We start from the raw sequence: 16,702 nt of genomic DNA, 5'->3' as shown, positions 1-16,702 counted from the left end.
ACCGGACGTATCGCCGCGGCCGCCGCGCGCGCCCCGCTAGGGTGGGCCGACCGCAACCGCAGGAGTGTCGTGAACGCTGATCTCATCGTCGTCGGTTCCGGGTTCTTCGGGCTCACCGTGGCACAGCGCTGCGCCGAGGAGCTGGGCCTGGACGTCCTCGTCATCGACCGGCGCCAGCACATCGGCGGCAACGCCTACAGCGAGGCCGAGCCGCAGACGGGCATCGAGGTGCACCGCTACGGCGCGCACCTGTTCCACACCAGCAACGAGCGGGTGTGGCAGTACGTGAACCGCTTCACGACGTTCACGGGCTACCAGCACAAGGTCTACTCGACCTACCGCGGCGAGGTGTTCCCGCTGCCGATCAACCTCGGCACGATCAACCAGTTCTTCCGCGCCGCGCACGGCCCCGCGGCCGCCAGGGCCCTGGTGGCGCAGCAGGCGGGGGAGATCGACACCGCCAGCGCGCGCAACCTCGAGGAGAAGGCGATCTCCCTGATCGGGCGCCCGCTGTACGAGGCGTTCATCAAGGACTACACCGCCAAGCAGTGGCAGACCGACCCGGAGGACCTGCCCGCCGAGGTCATCACCCGCCTGCCGGTGCGGTACACGTACGACAACCGCTACTTCAACGACGCCTACGAGGGCCTGCCCACCGACGGCTACACGGCCTGGCTGCAGCGCCTCGCCGACCACCCGCGGATCACCGTGCGCCTCGGCACCGACTTCTTCGACACCACCCAGCCGGTGAACAAGGGAGCCGTCGTCGGGCAGGTGCCGGTGGTCTACACCGGCCCCGTCGACCAGTACTTCGAGAACGTCGAGGGGCGGCTGACGTGGCGCACCCTGGACTTCGAGGAGGAGGTCCTCCCCGTCGGGGACTTCCAGGGCACGTCGGTGATGAACTACGCCGGGGACGAGCCGTACACCCGCATCCACGAGTTCCGGCACTTCCACCCCGAGCGCACCTGGTACCCGAGCGACAAGACCGTGATCATGCGCGAGTACTCGCGCTTCGCCGGGCCGGGCGACGAGCCCTACTACCCGGTGAACACGCCGGCGGACCGCGAGCGGCTGCTGGCCTACCGCGACCTGGCCAGGGGCGAGTCCGGCGTCCTGTTCGGCGGCCGCCTGGGCACCTACAAGTACCTGGACATGCACATGGCCATCGGCGCGGCGCTGTCGGTGGTGGACAACAAGCTGGCCCCGCACTTCGGCGCGGGCGAGCGGCTGGTCAGCGGAGGGGTGGACGCATGAGCGCGGTGGCCGCGCAGCAGCGCTCGGAAACGGCCGCGGCGTCGGTGCCGGTGCGCGAGCTGGCGCGGGTGGTGCTGCCCGTCGGCGGCGACGACGACGTCCTGCCCCTGTACGTCGAGGGCGAGCTGAGCGCGGGGGCGGCGGCCCCCGCGGCGCCCCCCGGCAGCGCCACGGCCGCCGCCCAGGCGGTGGACCAGGTCCTCGGGCGGCGCCGCTACCGGGTGCCGGCCGGCACCCGCTCCTCCTTCGGCACCTACTTCAACGCCTTCCCCGCCGGCTACTGGCGCCGGTGGACGGAGGTGGGCGCCGTGACGCTGCGGGTGCGCACCTCCGGCCCGGGCACGGTGGTGGTCTACCGCTCCAACGCCAAGGGCAACATCCAGCGCACGGCGGCGCTGCCCGTCACCGGCGAGGCCTCCAGCACCTTCGAGCTGACCCTGAAGCCCTTCAACGACGGCGGCTGGTACTGGTTCGACCTGGTCGCCGGCAACGACCACCTCGTGCTCGAGGAGGCGTCCTGGTCGGCCCCGAGCGAGCGGCCCCGCGGCACCGCCACGGTGGCGGTCACCACGTTCGACCGCCCGGACTACTGCGCGCGGCTGCTGGCGACCCTCGGGGAGGCCGAGGAGCTCGCCGGCGTCCTCGACGAGGTCGTCGTCGTCGACCAGGGGCGCAGGCTCGTCACGGAGGACGAGGGGTACCCGGCCGCCGCGGCCGCGCTGGGGCAGCGGCTGCGCGTGGTGCGCCAGGCCAACCTCGGCGGCTCCGGCGGCTTCTCGCGCGGCATGGTCGAGGCGGCCGCCGGCGGGCGCAGCCGGTACGTGCAGCTCCTGGACGACGACGTCATGGTCGAGCCCGAGGGCATCGCGCGGGCGGTGGCCTTCGCCGACCTGGCCCGCACGCCCACCATCGTGGGCGGCCACATGTTCAGCCTGTACCAGCGCACGCTGCTGCACGCCCTGGGCGAGCGGGTGCAGAAGTGGCGCTTCTGGTGGGGGCCGGTGGCCGCCACCGCGGAGGACCACGACCTCGCGCACGCCAACCTGCGCGGCACCCCGTGGCTGCACCGGCGCGTGGACGTCGACTACAACGGCTGGTGGATGTGCCTGATCCCCGTCGACGTCGTCCGGCGCATCGGGGCCTCGCTGCCGGTCTTCATCAAGTGGGACGACGCCGAGTACGGCCTGCGCGCCGCGCAGGTCGACGTGCCCACCGTCTCCCTGCCCGGCGTCGCCGTCTGGCACGTGCCGTGGACGGACAAGGACGACGCCGTGGACTGGCAGGCGTACTTCCACGCCCGCAACCGCGTCGTCGCGGCGCTGCTGCACTCGCCCTACCCGCGGGGCGGCAACGTGGTGCGCGAGAGCCTCAGCACCCAGGTCAAGCACCTGCTGTCGATGCAGTACTCGACCGCGGAGCTGCGCCTGCTGGCGCTGGAGGACGCGATGGCCGGCTGGGAGCGGCTGCACGAGGACCTGCCCACCAAGCTGGCGCAGGTGCGGGCCCTGCGCGCGCGGTTCCCCGACGCCACCACGGCCCCGGACGCCGCCAGCTACCCGCGCCCCAAGCGCCGCAGGCCCCCGCGCAAGGGCCGCGACATCGAGGTGCCCGAGGGCCGGGCCGGCATCCTCGCCTCGGCCGTCACGGGCGCGGTCAAGCAGCTGCGCCCGCTCGACGACCTGGCGCGGACGAACCCGCAGGCGGCGGTGCCGCACATGGACGCGCGGTGGTGGCTGCTGTCCCAGCTGGACAGCGCCCTGGTCTCCACCGCCGACGGCACCGGCGTCGCGTGGTACCGCCGCGACCCGCGCCGCTACGCCGACCTGATGCGCCGCAGCATCGCCGTGCACCAGCGGCTCCTGCGCGAGTGGCCGCACCTGGCGGCCGCCTACCGCGAGGGCGCCGGCGAGCTGACCTCGCTCGAGCGCTGGCGGGCCACGCTGGGCCTGGACGGGCGCGGCGACGGGCGCAGCGGCGGCGACGGGCGCAGCGGGGGCGGCGGGCCGCAGCAGGGGGTCGGCAGCCCATGACCGCGGTGGCCAGCGCCCCCGCGGTGGTCCCCGGCCACGGCGCGGGGCTGCTCGACGTCGTGCGCCGGCGCTACCTGCTGCAGCTGCTGGTGCGCAAGGAGCTGCGGGTGCGCTACCACGGCTCCGTCCTCGGCCTGGCGTGGTCCTACGTCAAGCCGGGCGTGCAGTACGTCGTCTACTTCCTCGCCCTGGGCGTGTTCCTGCGGCTGCGGGAGGTCATCCCCGACTTCGCGGTGTACCTGTTCTCCGGGATGATCGTCGTCAACCTCTTCTCCGAGGCCCTGGGCAACGCCACCCGCTCGGTGCTCAACAACGCCGACCTCGTCAAGAAGATCTACCTGCCGCGCGAGCTGTTCCCGGTCGCCAGCGTGTGGGTGGCGATCGTGCACTTCGTGCCCCAGCTGGTGGTGCTGCTCGTGGGGGCGGTCGTCGCCGGCTGGCGCCCGCAGGTGGTGCCGCTGCTCGCCGCGGTGGCCGGGTTCCTCGTCGTGCTGCTGCTGGCCACCGGCCTGGGGCTGCTGTGCGGGGCGGTCAACACCGTCTTCCGCGACCTGGAGAACCTCGTCGACCTGCTGCTCATGGTCGCCGTGTGGATCTCGCCGGTGCTCTACTCCTGGCAGCAGGTCGCCGCGACCCCCCTGGTGGCCGACAACCCGGTGCTGCTGACCATCTACCAGCTGAACCCCGTGACCGTGGCGGTGGAGCTGTTCCACTGGGCGTTCTGGCTGCCCGGCTCCGGGCTCGGCCCCGAGGTGCTGCCGCCGCACCTGCTGTGGCACACCGCCTGGGCGCTGGGCGTCGCGGTGCTCGTCCTCGCCCTCGGTCAGGCCGTCTTCCGGCGCCTCGAGGGCCGGTTCGCCCAGGAGCTGTGATGGGCGCGGGGGAGCGGCCGTGAGCGTCGCCATCGAGGTCGACGACGTGCGCATGCGCTTCCTGCTGCGCCACACCCGCTCCCTCAAGGAGCTCGCCGTCTACGCCGTGCGCGGGCGCGACCTGTCCAACAGCTTCATGGCCCTGGACGGCGTCTCCCTGCGCGTGGACGCCGGCGAGACCGTCGCCCTGCTGGGGTTCAACGGGTCGGGCAAGTCGACCCTGCTCAAGCTCATCTCCGGGGTGATGCGCCCCACGAGCGGCCAGGTGCGCGTGCGCGGGCGCATCGCCGGGCTGATCGAGGTGGGCGCGGGATTCCACCCCGACCTGACCGGGCGCGAGAACGTCTTCCTCAACGGCGCGATCCTCGGCATGGACGAGGCGACGATCCGGCGCCGCTTCGACGACATCGTCGCCTTCAGCGAGATCGAGCGCTTCATCGACACCGAGGTCAAGCACTACTCCTCGGGCATGTTCCTGCGCCTGGCCTTCGCCGTCGCCGCCCACACCGACCCCGAGATCTTCCTCATCGACGAGATCCTCGCGGTCGGCGACGAGCCGTTCCAGCGCAAGTGCCTGGAGCGGATCCGGGTGCTGCGCGACGAGGGGCGCACCCTCGTCATCGTCAGCCACGACCTCGACATGGTGCAGGCCCTCGTGGACCGCGGGGTCGTCCTGCAGTCCGGCCGGGCCGTCTTCGACGGCCCGGCGCACGCCGCCGTCGACCACCTGCGGCAGTCGGCATGACCGTCCCCAGCACGCACGCACCGGGAGCAGCAGTGGAGACCCAGCGGGAGCGCAAGCTCGTCAGCTACATCTTCCCCATCTACAACGAGGCCGGGAACATCCCGCTGCTGCACCGCACGCTCAGCGACCTGCTCGCCGCCCACCCCGAGTACGACTACGAGCTGATCTTCGTCAACGACGGCAGCCGCGACCGCTCCCTGGAGCTGCTGCACGAGCTGGCCGCCGCCGACGAGCGCGTGGTCGTCCTCGACCTCTCCCGCAACTTCGGGCACCAGCTCGCGGTCACCGCGGGCCTGGACGCCGCCCGCGGCGACGCGGTGATCATCATGGACAGCGACCTGCAGGACCCGCCGAGCGTCAGCTTCGAGCTGCTCGCCGCCTGGGAGGCCGGCAACGACGTCGTGTACGCGCAGCGGCGCAGCCGCAAGGACACCCTGTTCAAGCGGCTGACGGCCGACGTGTACTACCGCCTGCTGCACTCGGTCGCCGACATCGACATCCCCCGCAACACCGGGGACTTCCGGCTCATGGACCGCGCGGTCGTGGACCAGCTGGTCTCCATGCGCGAGCACAACCGGTTCCTGCGCGGCATGGTCAGCTTCGCCGGCTTCCGCCAGGTCGCCGTGCCCTTCGACCGCGACGAGCGGCACTCCGGCGTCACGGGCTACCCGCTCAAGAAGATGATCAAGTTCGCGGCGGACGGCATCATGAGCTTCTCCGCGGCCCCGCTGCAGCTCATCGCCCGCATCGGCTACCTGTTCGCGGCGCTGGCGTTCCTCGGCATCGTCTACGCGATCGTCATGAAGTTCTTCTTCCCCGAGGTGACGATCCCGGGGTGGACGTTCATCGTCATCAGCATCCTGCTCATCGGCGGGGTGCAGACGATCATGCTGGGGATCCTCGGGTCCTACATCGGCCGCATCTACACCGACGTGCAGGGCCGGCCCCTGTACATCGTGCGCGAGGTCGTCGGCCGCGGCGCGGGGCAGTGGCCGCGCACCGGCTCGGCGCCGGCCCGGCTGCAGGCCGGCGCCGAGCGCCCGGTCCAGCCGGGGGTCCAGCCAGGGGTCCAGCCGGGTATCCAGCAGGGAGTGCAGCAGGGGGCGCAGCCGGCGGGCCTGCGCCGATGACCGCCGTCCCCGCGCAGCTGGGAGGGCTGCTCCGCCAGCACCGGGAGCTCGTGCTCTACGGCCTCATCGGGGGCACCAGCGCCCTGCTCGACCTGGTCGTCTTCCTGGTGCTGGTCGGCACCACCTCGATCTCCGAGGTGCTGGCCACGTGCCTGTCCGTCAGCGTCGGCATCGTCACGAGCTTCACGCTGAACGCGCGCTTCAACTACCGCACGAGCTCGCACCTGGTGCAGCGCTTCGCCGCGTTCTACGCGGTGGGCTTCCTCGGCGTGGTGATGAGCGCCGCCATCCTCTTCCTGCTGCACGACAAGGCCGGCATGGCGCCCTGGGGCGCCAAGGTGATCTCCATCCCCGCCGTCGTCGTCACGCAGTTCCTCGTCAACCGCAAGGTCGCCTTCGGCGACGTCCTGCGCCACACCGGCCGCTTCTCCGGGGCCGAGGTGGCCGTGCTCGCCGTCGCGGGCGCCGGGATGCTCGCCAACAGCCTCATCGGGCTGACCTTCGCCGACGAGCACGACAACTTCATGGGCGGCGTCCTGCTCACCCGCGGCGAGCTGCCCTACCAGGACTACCACTCCCACCACATGCCGCTGGCGTACTACGCGGCCGGGGTGATCGCGTTCTTCACCGGCTCCGACTTCGTGCTCTTCCGGGCCGGCCTGGCGGTCGTGCTGTTCGGATGGCTGCTGGCGGTCCACGGCAACCTCAAGAAGGCGTTCGGGCGCTGGCCGTCCCTGCTGGCCGTGCTCCTCCTGGCCGGGCTGCAGCCGGTGTTCTGGACCCAGCACATGACGGCGGACACCCTGACCGCGTTCGCCGTGGCGCACTTCCTCGCCTGGCTCGCGGCCCTGCTGTGGCAGCGGGAGGACCCCCTGCCGCCCTTGGGCTGGGGGCAGCTGCTGCTGCGCGCGTCCCTGACGATGGTCCCGGTGCTCGGCACCCTGCCGACCGCGCCGCTGTCCGCGGCGATGATCGCCGTGCTCGTGGTCGTGGTGTGGGGCGGCACCTCCGGCGGGCGGCTGCGCCGCGCGGTCACGGCGCTCGTGCGCACCGGGCTGGCCTGCCTGCCGATCGCCGTCCTGACCATGGCGCCGACCGCGCTGACCGGCGGGCTGGGCGCCTTCTACGCCTCGGCGTTCACCTTCAACACCGAGTACTACGCCGACCACGTCGCCGACCTGCAGCCGACCCTGCGCGGCACGCTCGTGGCCGCGGCGCTGCAGCCGCTGCGGGGCCTGCTGACGTTCGAGTACGGCTTCGCGCAGCAGGACCGGCTCGGCTCCTTCGTCGACCTGGCCACCGTCCTGGTCGTCGTGCTGCTCGTGCTCGCGGCGTGGCGGGCGCGCGCGGCCGGCACCCGCTGGTTCGCCCTCGCGCTGGCCCTCGTGACCTACGCGGCGGCCAGCCGCAGCGGCTTCCGCGCCTTCACCTACTACCACGAGGCCGCGGTCGGCACCGCGTTCGTCATCGCCCTCGTGGCGCTGCTGTGGCTGTGCGCGCACCCGGCGGCGGTGGACGTCCAGCGCGGGCTGGTGCAGGCCCTCGCCGTGGTCGGAGTGCTCGTCACCGTGGTCGTCGCGGCCTTCGGGGTGCGGGTGGGCTTCCCGTCGTGGACGAGCATCGCCAACGCCCCCCGCGAGCACGTGCGGGCGCAGCTGGGGGCCGAGGACGAGCGCGTGGAGCTGTTCCGGGAGGTCACCGACGAGGTCGGCGGCACGTTCTGGGACGGGCCCTACGGCTTCTACAGCGCCGCGCAGCTGCCCGAGCGCCGGGCCTCCTACTACACGTTCTTCCTGCCCTGGCAGGCCGACTGCGGCCCCTGCTCGGCGAAGCTGGAGCGGGACCTGCAGCGCGCCGACCCGGTCGTCGTCCACTGGACCGGGGAGTTCCTCTCCGCCACCGACTACGCGCCCGCGGTCTCCGAGGTGCTCGCGCAGGGCTACTACCAGGTGGGCGACCCGCGCCTGGCCGACATCTACTTCTCGACCGACCATCGAGCGCGCATCGACGCGCTCCTGCAGAGGAACGGCTATGACGTCTGAGATGACACCCCCCCGGACCGAGTCCGCGCAGACCCCGCAGACCGCCGAGACCGCCCAGACCGCCCAGAGCGCACAGACCCCTCAGGCCGCGGTGCCCCGCAGCGCCGTCGTGGTCGGCGCCGGCTACACCGGGCTGGTGGCCGCGCTGCGCCTGGCCCAGGCCGGCTCGTCCGTGACGGTGCTCGAGCGCGGCGACGTCGTGGGCGGGCTCGCCAGCGACTTCACCGTCGAGGGCGCGTCCCTGGAGCGGGCGTACCACCACCTGTTCAAGACCGACGAGGACATCATCGCCCTGGCGGGCGAGCTGGGCGTCGGCGAGCAGCTGCGCTGGCACGACAGCTCGGTCGCGATCTACTACGAGGGGCGGCTGCACCCCTTCGCCACCCCGCTGGACCTGCTGCGCTTCTCCCCGCTCAAGCCGTGGAACCGGCTGCGGGCGGGCCTGGTGGTGCTGTATCTGCAGAAGACCCGCGCGTGGACGCGGTTCCAGCGGGTGACCGCCTACGCGTGGATGCGCCGCGCCGGCGGCGCGGAGGTCCTGAAGGTGATCTGGGAGCCGCTGCTGCGCGGGAAGTTCGACCAGTACTACGACGAGGTGGCGATGGCGTGGCTGTGGGCGCGCATCCACATCCGCGCCAACTCCAAGGCGCCCGGTGACTCGGGGGAGAAGCTCGGGTACTTCGACGGCGGCTTCCAGACGTTCACCGACGCGCTCGTGGACGCCGCGCAGGCGGCGGGCGTGAAGATCCGCACCGGGGTCGACATCGCCGCGATCACCGCCGCCCCCGGCGGCGGGGCGAGCGTGCGGATGGCCGACGGCACGGCCGAGCAGGCCGACGCCGTCGTCGCCACGGTGCCGTCGTCCGTCTTCGCCCGCCTCGCCGGGGAGGACCTGCGCGCGCTGCCCGGCGGCGCGGACTACGCCCGCCGGCTGGAGGCCATCGACTACCTCGGCGCGCGGCTGATGATCTTCTCCTCCGACCAGGACCTCAGCCCGTACTACTGGCACAACGTCAACGACGTGGACCTGCCCTTCCTGGTGTTCATCAACCACACCAAGCTCGTGGGCACCGCGCCCTACGGCGGCCGGCACGTGTACTACCTGGCGACGTACGTGCCGCACGAGCACGAGCTGTTCACCTGCACCGAGGACGAGCTCGCGGACCGCTGGTTCGAGGCGCTGCGCCAGGTGGTGCCGTCCTTCGACCGGGAGCGGGTGCGCGAGCGCCACACCTTCGCCTTCGCCAACGCCCAGCACATCGTCGACACCGAGTACGCGGAGAAGCGCCCGGAGCACCGCACGCCGCTGCCCGGCGTGCACCTGTGCAACTTCTCGCAGATCTACCCCGAGGACCGCGGCACCAACTACGCCGTGCGCGACGGGCAGCGGATCGCGGACGTCGTCCTGGGGCGCACCGCCGAGCGCTGAGGTCGGGCCCACAGGACGGAGGGCCGGTTCCCCGCGGGGGACCGGCCCTCCTGCGTCCGGCGGCGGGCGGGTGCTCAGGTGAGGAGGGTGCGCCCGTCGCGGGTGACGGTGATCCGCCCGGTCTGGAAGGCCTGGGTCCACCCCACCGCGGTGAGGAGCTCCTCGCCGGTGGGGTAGCCGAGCGCGCCGTCCTGGGCGCCGCCGGCGCGCCACGCGGCGTCGATCTGGCCCTTGACGCGGGAGGCGCCCGTGGCGGGGGACCAGGCGATCGTGCCGCGCTCGAACGCCTGGGTGCAGCCCCCGCCGGCCAGGCCGCACCGCTCGGGCGCGGTGGGGTACCCGAGGTAGCCCGCCTGCGCCCCGTCGGCCCTCCAGGAGGCGTCGATGCTGCCCTTGACGGAGCGGGCGCCGGTGGCGGGGGACCACGCGACGGTGCCGCGCTCGAAGCGCTGCGTGCACCCGCCGCCGGCCAGGCCGCACCGCTCGTTCGCGGTGGGGTGGCCGAGGTAGCCGGCGTGCGCGCCCTCACCGGTCCAGACGTCCTCGATGCTGCCCTTGACCCGGACGGCGCCGGTGGCCGGGGACCAGCTGGTGGCGCCGCGCTCGAACGCCTGGGAGCACCCGCCCCCGGGCAGGCCGCACCGCTCAGCGGCGGTCGGGTAGCCCAGGTAGCCGGCCTGCGCCCCGTCGCCCGTCCAGGAGGCGTTCATCTCGCCCTTGACGGAGCGGGCGCCGATGGCCGGCGTCCAGGCGATGGTGCCGCGCTGGAAGGCCTGGGTGCAGCCGCCGCCGGCCAGGCCGCACCGCTCCTCGGCGACGGGGTAGCCGAGGAAGCTCGTGGACTCGCCCTCCTGCGCCCACAGCGCGTCGATCTGGCCCTTGACGGCGTGCGCGCCCGTGGCGGGGGACCAGGCGATGGTGCCGCGGTCGAAGTCCTGCGCCCAGCCGCCCGCGGCGGTGGCCCGCCCGTACCCGGTGGGGTGGCCCAGGTAGCCCCCGGCGCCGCCCGAGGCCATCCACACCGCGCGGGCCTCGCCGCTGACCTCGACGTACCCGCTGGTGCGCACCAGCTCCGCGGCCCGGTCCCGCACCTGGCCGAGCTTGGCGTACCCGGCGTTCCCCGGGCACTCGGTGAGGCCGACGTCGCGGTGGCCGAGGACCGCGGGCACCGTGACCACCTGGCCCGCCGGGTAGCGGGCCGTGGTGGCGCTGCTGGCCGCCGCGGTCAGCCGCGCCGTGCCGCGCGGGTCGAAGTCGTTGAGGTAGGCCTTCCAGGCGACCACCTGGCTGACGGCCTCGAGCATCGCGGCCGGCGGCGCCTCGGTGGAGTAGTTCCCGATCATCGACACGCCGAAGGTGCCGGTGTTGAAGCCGCCGGCGTGCGCGCCGACCACGCCGCGCTCGATGCCGCCGGCGCGCCCCTCCCAGATCCGCCCGAAGCGGTCGACCAGGGCGTTGTAGCCCACGTCGCACCAGCCGCGGGCGGAGACGTGGTAGGCGTAGATGCTGCGCAGCATCGCCGGCACCTGCTCGCGGCTGTAGGCGTTGTTCGCGTCCGCGGTGTGGTGCACCACCGCCGCCTGCAGCTGCGAGGAGTAGCTGGGGGTGCAGGTGCGCAGGGACTCGTCGGCGCCCCACTGCGCCCGCGAGTGGACCACCGGCGCGCCGGCCGGGGCGGCCTCGGCCCGCGCCAGCGGGCCGGTGGTGCCGACCCCGTCCGCGGCGGAGGTCGCGGTGTCGACGACGGCCAGCGCCGCGCCGTCCGCGGCCCGCTCGGCCAGGCGCACCTGCACCTCGTCGGCGCCGCCGACCCACAGCGGCTCGGTGCCCGGCCGGGCCTGCGCGGCCTCCGGGGTGCCCGCGTCCGGGCCTCCCTCGTCGTCCACGGGCAGCGCCGTCCACGCCCCCCACGCGCCGTCCTCGTGCACGCGCACCCACGCCGTGGACGCCGCGGCGCCCTCCTCCCACGTCACGCCGAGCAGGTCCGCCCCCTCCTCGGGCACGACGGTGAACGTCGACGTGCCGCGTGCGGCGTCGCGGTCCTCGGTGACCTCCTGGCCCGGGTCGTCCGCCAGCGGGACGACGTCCACCCCGGTGGGCACCGGGTGCGGCTGCACGGCCACCGCCGGCAGGTCCACCACCGGCAGCGCGGTCAGGGCCAGCACGAGGCTGGCGACGGTCAGGGGACGGCGCACGGACATGCGACCTCCTGGGCTCGGCACCGGGGACCAGTGGGCATCGGCCCGGCCGGCGGGCGACTTGACCGGCGGCGCCGCTCGCGGGTCGGGCGGGGGTTAGGGGAGGGTGGTGCGGCCGTCGCGGGTGACGGTGATCCGCCCGCGCTGGAAGGCCTGGGTCCACCCGACGGCGGTGAGGGCCTCGTTCGCGGTGGGGTAGCCCAGCGTCCCGCCCTGGGCGCCTGCGCCGCGCCAGGCGGCGTCGATCTGGCCCTTGACGCGGGCGGCGCCGGTGGCGGGGGACCAGGCGATGGTGCCGCGGGAGAACGCCTGGGTGCAGCCCCCGCCGGCCAGCCCGCACCGCTCGTTCGCGGTGGGGTGGCCGAGGTAGCCGGCCTGCGCGCCGTCGGCGGTCCAGGAGGCGTTGATCTCGCCCTTGACCCGGGAGGCGCCGGTGGCGGGGGACCAGGCGATCGTGCCGCGGGAGAACGCCTGGGTGCAGCCTCCGCCGGCCAGGCCGCACCGCTCGTTCGCGGTGGGGTGGCCGAGGTAGCCGGCCTGCGCGCCGTCGCCGGTCCAGGAGGCGCTGATCTCGCCCTTGACCCGCGAGACGCCGGTGGTCGGGCTCCACGCGATCGTGCCGCGCGAGAAGGCCTGCGTGCAGCCGCTCCCCGCCGCGCCGCACCGCTCGTTCGCGGTGGGGTGGCCCAGGTATCCGGTCTCGGCGCCGTCCGCGGTCCAGGAGGCGTCGATCTCGCCCTTGACCGCCCGCGCCCCGGTGCCCGGGGTCCAGGCGATGGTGCCGCGGGTGAAGCGCTGCGTGCAGCCCCCGCCGGCCAGGCCGCACCGCTCGTTCGCGGTCGGGTACCCCAGGAACCCGGTCTCGGCGCCGTCGCCGGTCCACGTGGCGGCGATGTCGCCCTTGACGGGGCGCGCGCCGGTGGCCGGCGACCACGCGATCGTCCCGCGGGTGAAGCGCTGCGTGCAGCCCCCAGCGGCCAGGCCGCACCGCTCGTTCGCCACCGGGTGTCCGAGGAAGCCGTCCTGCGCGCCGTCGGCGCGCCAGGCGGCGTCGATCTCGCCCTTGACCACGCGCGTGCCGGTGGCGGGGGAGGAGACGACCGTGCCGCGCTCGAACGCCTGGCTGCACCCGCCGCCCGCCAGGCCGCAGCGCTCGGCCCCGGTGGGCAGGCCGAGGAAGCCGCCCGCGCCGCCGTCCGCCGTCCAGGCCGCGCGGACCTGCCCGGTGACGACCCGCGCGTCCGCGCCGGCGAGCCACGCGACGGTGCCGCCGGTGAACTCCTGCACGCAGCGCTGCGCGCTGGTGCACCGCTGGTCGGCCAGGGGCTCGCCGAGGTCGCCGGTCGCGCCGCCGGCGGCCCGCCACGCGGCGTGGACCGCGCCCTCGACGACGCGCGCCCCGGCGGCCGGGGACCACAGGACGGCGCCCGCGGCGAAGTCCTGGCGGCACCCGCCGCCCGCCGGGCCGCACTGCTCGGGGCCGGTCGGGACGCCGAGCGCGCCGGTCGCGCCGCCGCGGGCCCGCCAGGCCGCCTCGATGTCGCCCTTGACCAGGTGCGCGCCCGTGGCCGGGGACCACGCGGTCGACCCGCGCGCGAAGCGCTGGGAGCAGCCGGCCGCCGTGCACTCCTCCGCCGCGGTGGGCGCGCCGACGAACCCGTCGGGGCCGCCGTCGGCCATCCACGCCGCGAACATCTCGCCCAGCACCGAGTGCTGGGTGCTGCCGAACCAGTCGGTCATGATGCGCCAGAAGTTGCGGTTGCCGTAGGCCGAGCACGCGTCGCCGGTGCCGTACACGTTCGCCAGCGCCGCCGCGTTCGGCTGGTACGGGGTGTACCGGTACAGGCCGGCCGTGGCCTGGTTCTCGATGTGCACGGGCGCGCTGCCGCAGGCGCGGTCGGGGTGGAAGAGGATCTCGTTGCTGCGCCCCGGCCGGTAGGGGCTGGTGGCGGCGTGGGCGGCGTAGTTCTTGAACGCCCAGGCCGCGCGGTAGACCTGGTTGGAGAAGCCGTAGTACTCGGCGTTGCAGGGCTTGCCGTCCGGGCAGCCGTAGCCGGTGGCGCTGCGGTAGCTGATGGCGCTGGGGGCCGTCTTCGACACCAGCCCCGACTCCTTCTGCAGGAGCACCAGCAGCGCGCGGGGGTTGACGCCGCAGCTGCGCGCGACCGCGACGACCACCTGCGCGGCGCTCTGCTGCGCCGCGCCGGTGTAGCCGGCGCAGTTGGCGTCGGCGGCGCGGGAGGGGGTGTCCTCGCGGTAGTCCTTCAGGCAGGGCATCTCCCCGGCCCGGCAGGCGGACCCGCGGGCGTCGAGGAACGCCTGCACCTGGCGCTCGTCCATCGTCGAGGCGTCGAAGAACACGGCGTCGCTGACGATGTCGCCGGCGCGGAAGGCCCCGCCCGACACGGCGGCCTGCGCCGTGCCGGCGCCCGGCGCCACGACCGGGGCCAGCACGGGGGCGAGGGCCGCGACGACGGCGACGACGACGGCGACCACGACGGCCGGCAGGCTCCGTCGCGTCCGGGGCGCGGGGTGCGGACGGGGCATCAGGTCACCTCGAGGTTCGTGGACGTCGACACCGCGGGGCTGCCGGGGGAGGAGTAGGTCACCGTCAGCGCCCACGTGCCGCTCGCCCGTCCGGTCACCGGGAGGAGCAGCTGGCCGCAGACGGTCGTCGAGGCGTCCGGCACCGCCGCCGCCGACGCGGACAGCCGCGAGGAGCCGCGGAGGGCGCTCAGGGCGCAGCTGCCGCCGCTCTCCACGACGCCGGGGACGTACGCCGAGACCTCCAGCGCGCGCCGGTCGGGGTCCCAGCCGGAGTAGGTGACCACCGGGGCCGAGCCGGCGGGCGCGGACGGCTCCGGCGGGGGCGGCGCGTCGGCGGAGGCCCGCGGTGCCCGCGAGGCCGCGCTTGGTGCGGGGGGAGCCGCGGTGCTCCTCGGAGCGCGAGGGGTGCTGCGAGCGGTGCTGGGGCCGGCGGTGCTGGGGCTGGCGGTGCTCGCGCTGGTGGCGCTGGGGCTGGTGGCGCTGGGGCTGGTGGTCGGGCTGCCGGCCGGGTCCGCCGTGTCGGCGGTCGCGCCGGCGGTGCCGGTGGCCTCGCCGGCGGTCGGCGCGCCGCTCGCGCCCGCCGTGGCCCGGGAGGCGGCGTCCGAGGCGGCGTCTGCGGCGTCGTCGGAGCAGCCGCCCAGCGCGCCGGCGCCGGCGAGCACCGCCGCGGCGGCCCACCACGCGGCGCGGCGCGCAGCGGCGCCCCGGGCCGGGGTCTGAGCGGGCATGTCACCGAGAGTAGGCATCCGACTGCGCGAATCAGCGCAGTTCGGGAGATCCTCGCGTGTCGCGCGGCGGCCGCGCCCGGTGCGCGGGGCCGGCCGCGAGAGCGTCAGCCGCGGGCGGTGACCTGCTCCTGGGCGGCCACCCGCTCGGCGTCCGGAGCGCCCGCCCCGAGCACGACGACGGAGCCGTCCACCGCCAGCGGCGCGAGCAGGGCCCGCACGGGCTCGAAGCGCTCGGCGGGCACCAGCAGGCGCACGCGCGGCGGCCACGGCCCGGCGGCACCGGGCGCGCCGGCGAGGTGCTCGCGCAGGTCCGCCGGCTGCGCCAGGGGCGGCAGGGAGTCGGCGAAGGCCCCGACCTCGGCGTTGTAGTCCAGGACGCCGGGGGCGAGGGGGCCCTGCGCGGCGACCGAGCGCGCGAGCGCGGGCAGCGCGACGGCCACCTGCAGCGGGCCCGGCCCGTGCACGGACGCCGCAGCACCCGTGCTGACGAGCACGTCGGCGTCGTCCGGCGCGGCGGGCACGGGCCCGGCGCCGCTCGCGCCGGGGGCGGCCAGTACCGGCTCGGCGCCGACCGCCCACGCCGAGAGCACCCACACCGCGGTGCGCCAGTGCGGCGGCAGGGCCAGGTGCACCCGGGTGCCCGGGCCGGCGTCCAGCTCCTCCACGAGCAGGTTCGCCGTCTTGGCGACCCAGTTCTCCAGCACGCGGGCCGACAGCTCCACGCGCTCGCCGTCCGCGCCGTACCACGTCAGGCGGGGCCGCCCGAGGTCGCTGGCCCTCAGGGCGGCCAGCAGCTGAGGAACGGTGCGCGGCGCCTGCGGCGCGGACGGCGGGGTGCTCACGCGGCGTTCGGCTCGGGGGAGTCGGAGTACGGGTGGGCGGTGACGAAGTCGGTGATCGCCTCTCCGGAGACCGCGCCGCACAGCTGCAGCGAGCCCTCCTCGGCGCCCCAGTGGGCGAGCCCGATCGTCTTGCCCTCGGGCAGCTCGCCGCGCGAGGCGTCCCACGGGGCGGCGATGAACTTGCCGTTCGTCTCCCCCAGCGCGCGCGCCTCCTGCGCGATCTCCTGCAGCTGGGCGCGCTGGTCCTCCGGCAGGTCCTCGGTGTACCAGGCGATCGTGTAGCCGTGCTCGAGGTTGTGCACGAGCTGCTCGACCGGCGGGCGGTCCTCGGCCGTGTAGAACGGCGAGGCCGGGTAGGCCGGGGAGGCGTAGTGCTGTCCGAAGACGGCCGGCACGGTGCCGTAGTCGACGGTGGTCACGTCGGGGGACGACGTGCCCGGCCCCACGTGCTCGCTCACGCCCGTCGCCGGCTGGGTCTGCACCGGGTCGCACGCCGCCGCGGACGCCGGGAGCCCGACGAGCGCCGGGTCCTCCGCCCGCTGCTCGCGGACGATCACGACCGCGACGACGGCGACGAGGACGGCGACCAGCGCGGCCGCGCCACCGATGATCAGCGCGGTGCGGCGGCGCTCGCCGGCGCGCTGGGAGCGGCGCACCTGCTCCAGCCGCGCGGACCGGTCGTCCCCGGACGGCCTCGCGCCGGCCGGTCGCGCGCCGCCTCCGCCCGAGCCCTTCGCCGAGCCCTTCGCTGCGTTCCTCGTCGTGCTGCCCTTCGCCACGCTCCCACTGTACGGAGGCACCTGGGCGGACCCTGGGAGTCCCGTCCCGGGACGTCCTGTCCCGGGGAGTCCTGTGCCGCCGCGGCCCGGGCGTGGAGGATGG

Annotated in this window: 12 protein-coding genes; 7 read left to right on the top strand and 5 right to left on the bottom strand. The window is 74.9% G+C overall.

Annotated elements, in window-relative coordinates; all coding sequences use genetic code 11:
* The first annotated feature begins 69 nt into the window (after positions 1-69).
* The 7 genes from glf to BLS82_RS02490 are packed head-to-tail and all read left to right on the top strand — an operon-like array spanning position 70 to position 9,505.
* Positions 70-1,257 (top strand): UDP-galactopyranose mutase, encoded by a 1,188-nt coding sequence (glf, locus tag BLS82_RS02520; protein WP_092861285.1) that lies wholly within the window; start codon positions 70-72, stop codon positions 1,255-1,257.
* Positions 1,254-3,287, top strand: a complete 2,034-nt coding sequence (locus BLS82_RS02515) for a glycosyltransferase (RefSeq protein WP_092861283.1) — start codon at positions 1,254-1,256, stop codon at positions 3,285-3,287. The genes glf and BLS82_RS02515 overlap by 4 nt, the downstream gene beginning before the upstream one ends.
* Positions 3,284-4,159 (top strand): ABC transporter permease, encoded by an 876-nt coding sequence (locus BLS82_RS02510; RefSeq protein ID WP_092861281.1) that lies wholly within the window; start codon positions 3,284-3,286, stop codon positions 4,157-4,159. Before BLS82_RS02515 ends, BLS82_RS02510 begins: the two co-directional genes overlap by 4 nt.
* 52 nt (positions 4,160-4,211) lie before the next feature.
* Positions 4,212-4,904 carry an ABC transporter ATP-binding protein gene (locus BLS82_RS02505; RefSeq protein WP_176818947.1) on the top strand — a complete coding sequence of 231 codons (693 nt, stop codon included), beginning with the start codon at positions 4,212-4,214 and terminating at the stop codon, positions 4,902-4,904.
* 32 nt (positions 4,905-4,936) lie between these two features.
* The gene (locus BLS82_RS02500; protein WP_218123465.1) at positions 4,937-6,034 is read left to right on the top strand and encodes a glycosyltransferase family 2 protein; all 1,098 of its coding nucleotides are present in this window, start codon (positions 4,937-4,939) and stop codon (positions 6,032-6,034) included.
* The gene (locus tag BLS82_RS02495; RefSeq protein ID WP_092861275.1) at positions 6,031-8,076 is read left to right on the top strand and encodes a GtrA family protein; all 2,046 of its coding nucleotides are present in this window, start codon (positions 6,031-6,033) and stop codon (positions 8,074-8,076) included. The genes BLS82_RS02500 and BLS82_RS02495 overlap by 4 nt, the downstream gene beginning before the upstream one ends.
* Position 8,077: 1 nt before the next feature.
* A complete protein-coding gene (locus BLS82_RS02490; protein WP_176818889.1) occupies positions 8,078-9,505 on the top strand; it encodes an NAD(P)/FAD-dependent oxidoreductase in 1,428 nt (475 codons plus the stop codon).
* Between the two features lie 74 nt (positions 9,506-9,579).
* Here BLS82_RS02490 and BLS82_RS02485 read toward each other — a convergent pair whose 3' ends face one another.
* The 5 genes from BLS82_RS02485 to BLS82_RS02460 form a co-directional block, all read right to left on the bottom strand.
* Positions 9,580-11,706 carry an N-acetylmuramoyl-L-alanine amidase gene (locus tag BLS82_RS02485; protein WP_092861271.1) on the bottom strand — a complete coding sequence of 709 codons (2,127 nt, stop codon included), beginning with the start codon at positions 11,704-11,706 and terminating at the stop codon, positions 9,580-9,582.
* A 93-nt stretch (positions 11,707-11,799) separates the two neighbouring features.
* Complete coding sequence (locus BLS82_RS02480) at positions 11,800-14,199, bottom strand: LGFP repeat-containing protein (protein ID WP_176818888.1); 2,400 nt, start codon at positions 14,197-14,199, stop codon at positions 11,800-11,802.
* A gap of 50 nt (positions 14,200-14,249) precedes the next feature.
* Positions 14,250-14,978 (bottom strand): hypothetical protein, encoded by a 729-nt coding sequence (locus BLS82_RS15170; protein ID WP_143028717.1) that lies wholly within the window; start codon positions 14,976-14,978, stop codon positions 14,250-14,252.
* A gap of 104 nt (positions 14,979-15,082) precedes the next feature.
* Positions 15,083-15,820 carry a TIGR03089 family protein gene (locus BLS82_RS02465; RefSeq protein ID WP_176818887.1) on the bottom strand — a complete coding sequence of 246 codons (738 nt, stop codon included), beginning with the start codon at positions 15,818-15,820 and terminating at the stop codon, positions 15,083-15,085.
* Entirely contained in the window at positions 15,817-16,599 is a 783-nt protein-coding gene (locus BLS82_RS02460) for a DUF3105 domain-containing protein (RefSeq protein WP_176818886.1), read from the bottom strand. Before BLS82_RS02460 ends, BLS82_RS02465 begins: the two co-directional genes overlap by 4 nt.
* Positions 16,600-16,702: the final 103 nt, after the last annotated feature.

The sequence above is a fragment of the Quadrisphaera sp. DSM 44207 genome (assembly GCF_900101335.1).
Taxonomy (GTDB): Bacteria; Actinomycetota; Actinomycetes; order Actinomycetales; family Quadrisphaeraceae; genus DSM-44207.
Note: the sequence above shows the minus strand (reverse complement) of the source record. Positions and strands in the feature narration are given on the sequence as shown.

Coding starts and splice junctions, on each gene's coding strand:
- BLS82_RS02515 (WP_092861283.1), top strand. CDS start 1,254: ATGAGCGCGGTGGCCGCGCAGCAGCGCTCGGAAACGGCCGCGGCGTCG.
- BLS82_RS02510 (WP_092861281.1), top strand. CDS start 3,284: ATGACCGCGGTGGCCAGCGCCCCCGCGGTGGTCCCCGGCCACGGCGCG.
- BLS82_RS02505 (WP_176818947.1), top strand. CDS start 4,212: ATGCGCTTCCTGCTGCGCCACACCCGCTCCCTCAAGGAGCTCGCCGTC.
- BLS82_RS02495 (WP_092861275.1), top strand. CDS start 6,031: ATGACCGCCGTCCCCGCGCAGCTGGGAGGGCTGCTCCGCCAGCACCGG.
- BLS82_RS02490 (WP_176818889.1), top strand. CDS start 8,078: ATGACACCCCCCCGGACCGAGTCCGCGCAGACCCCGCAGACCGCCGAG.
- BLS82_RS02485 (WP_092861271.1), bottom strand. CDS start 11,706: ATGTCCGTGCGCCGTCCCCTGACCGTCGCCAGCCTCGTGCTGGCCCTG.
- BLS82_RS15170 (WP_143028717.1), bottom strand. CDS start 14,978: ATGCCCGCTCAGACCCCGGCCCGGGGCGCCGCTGCGCGCCGCGCCGCG.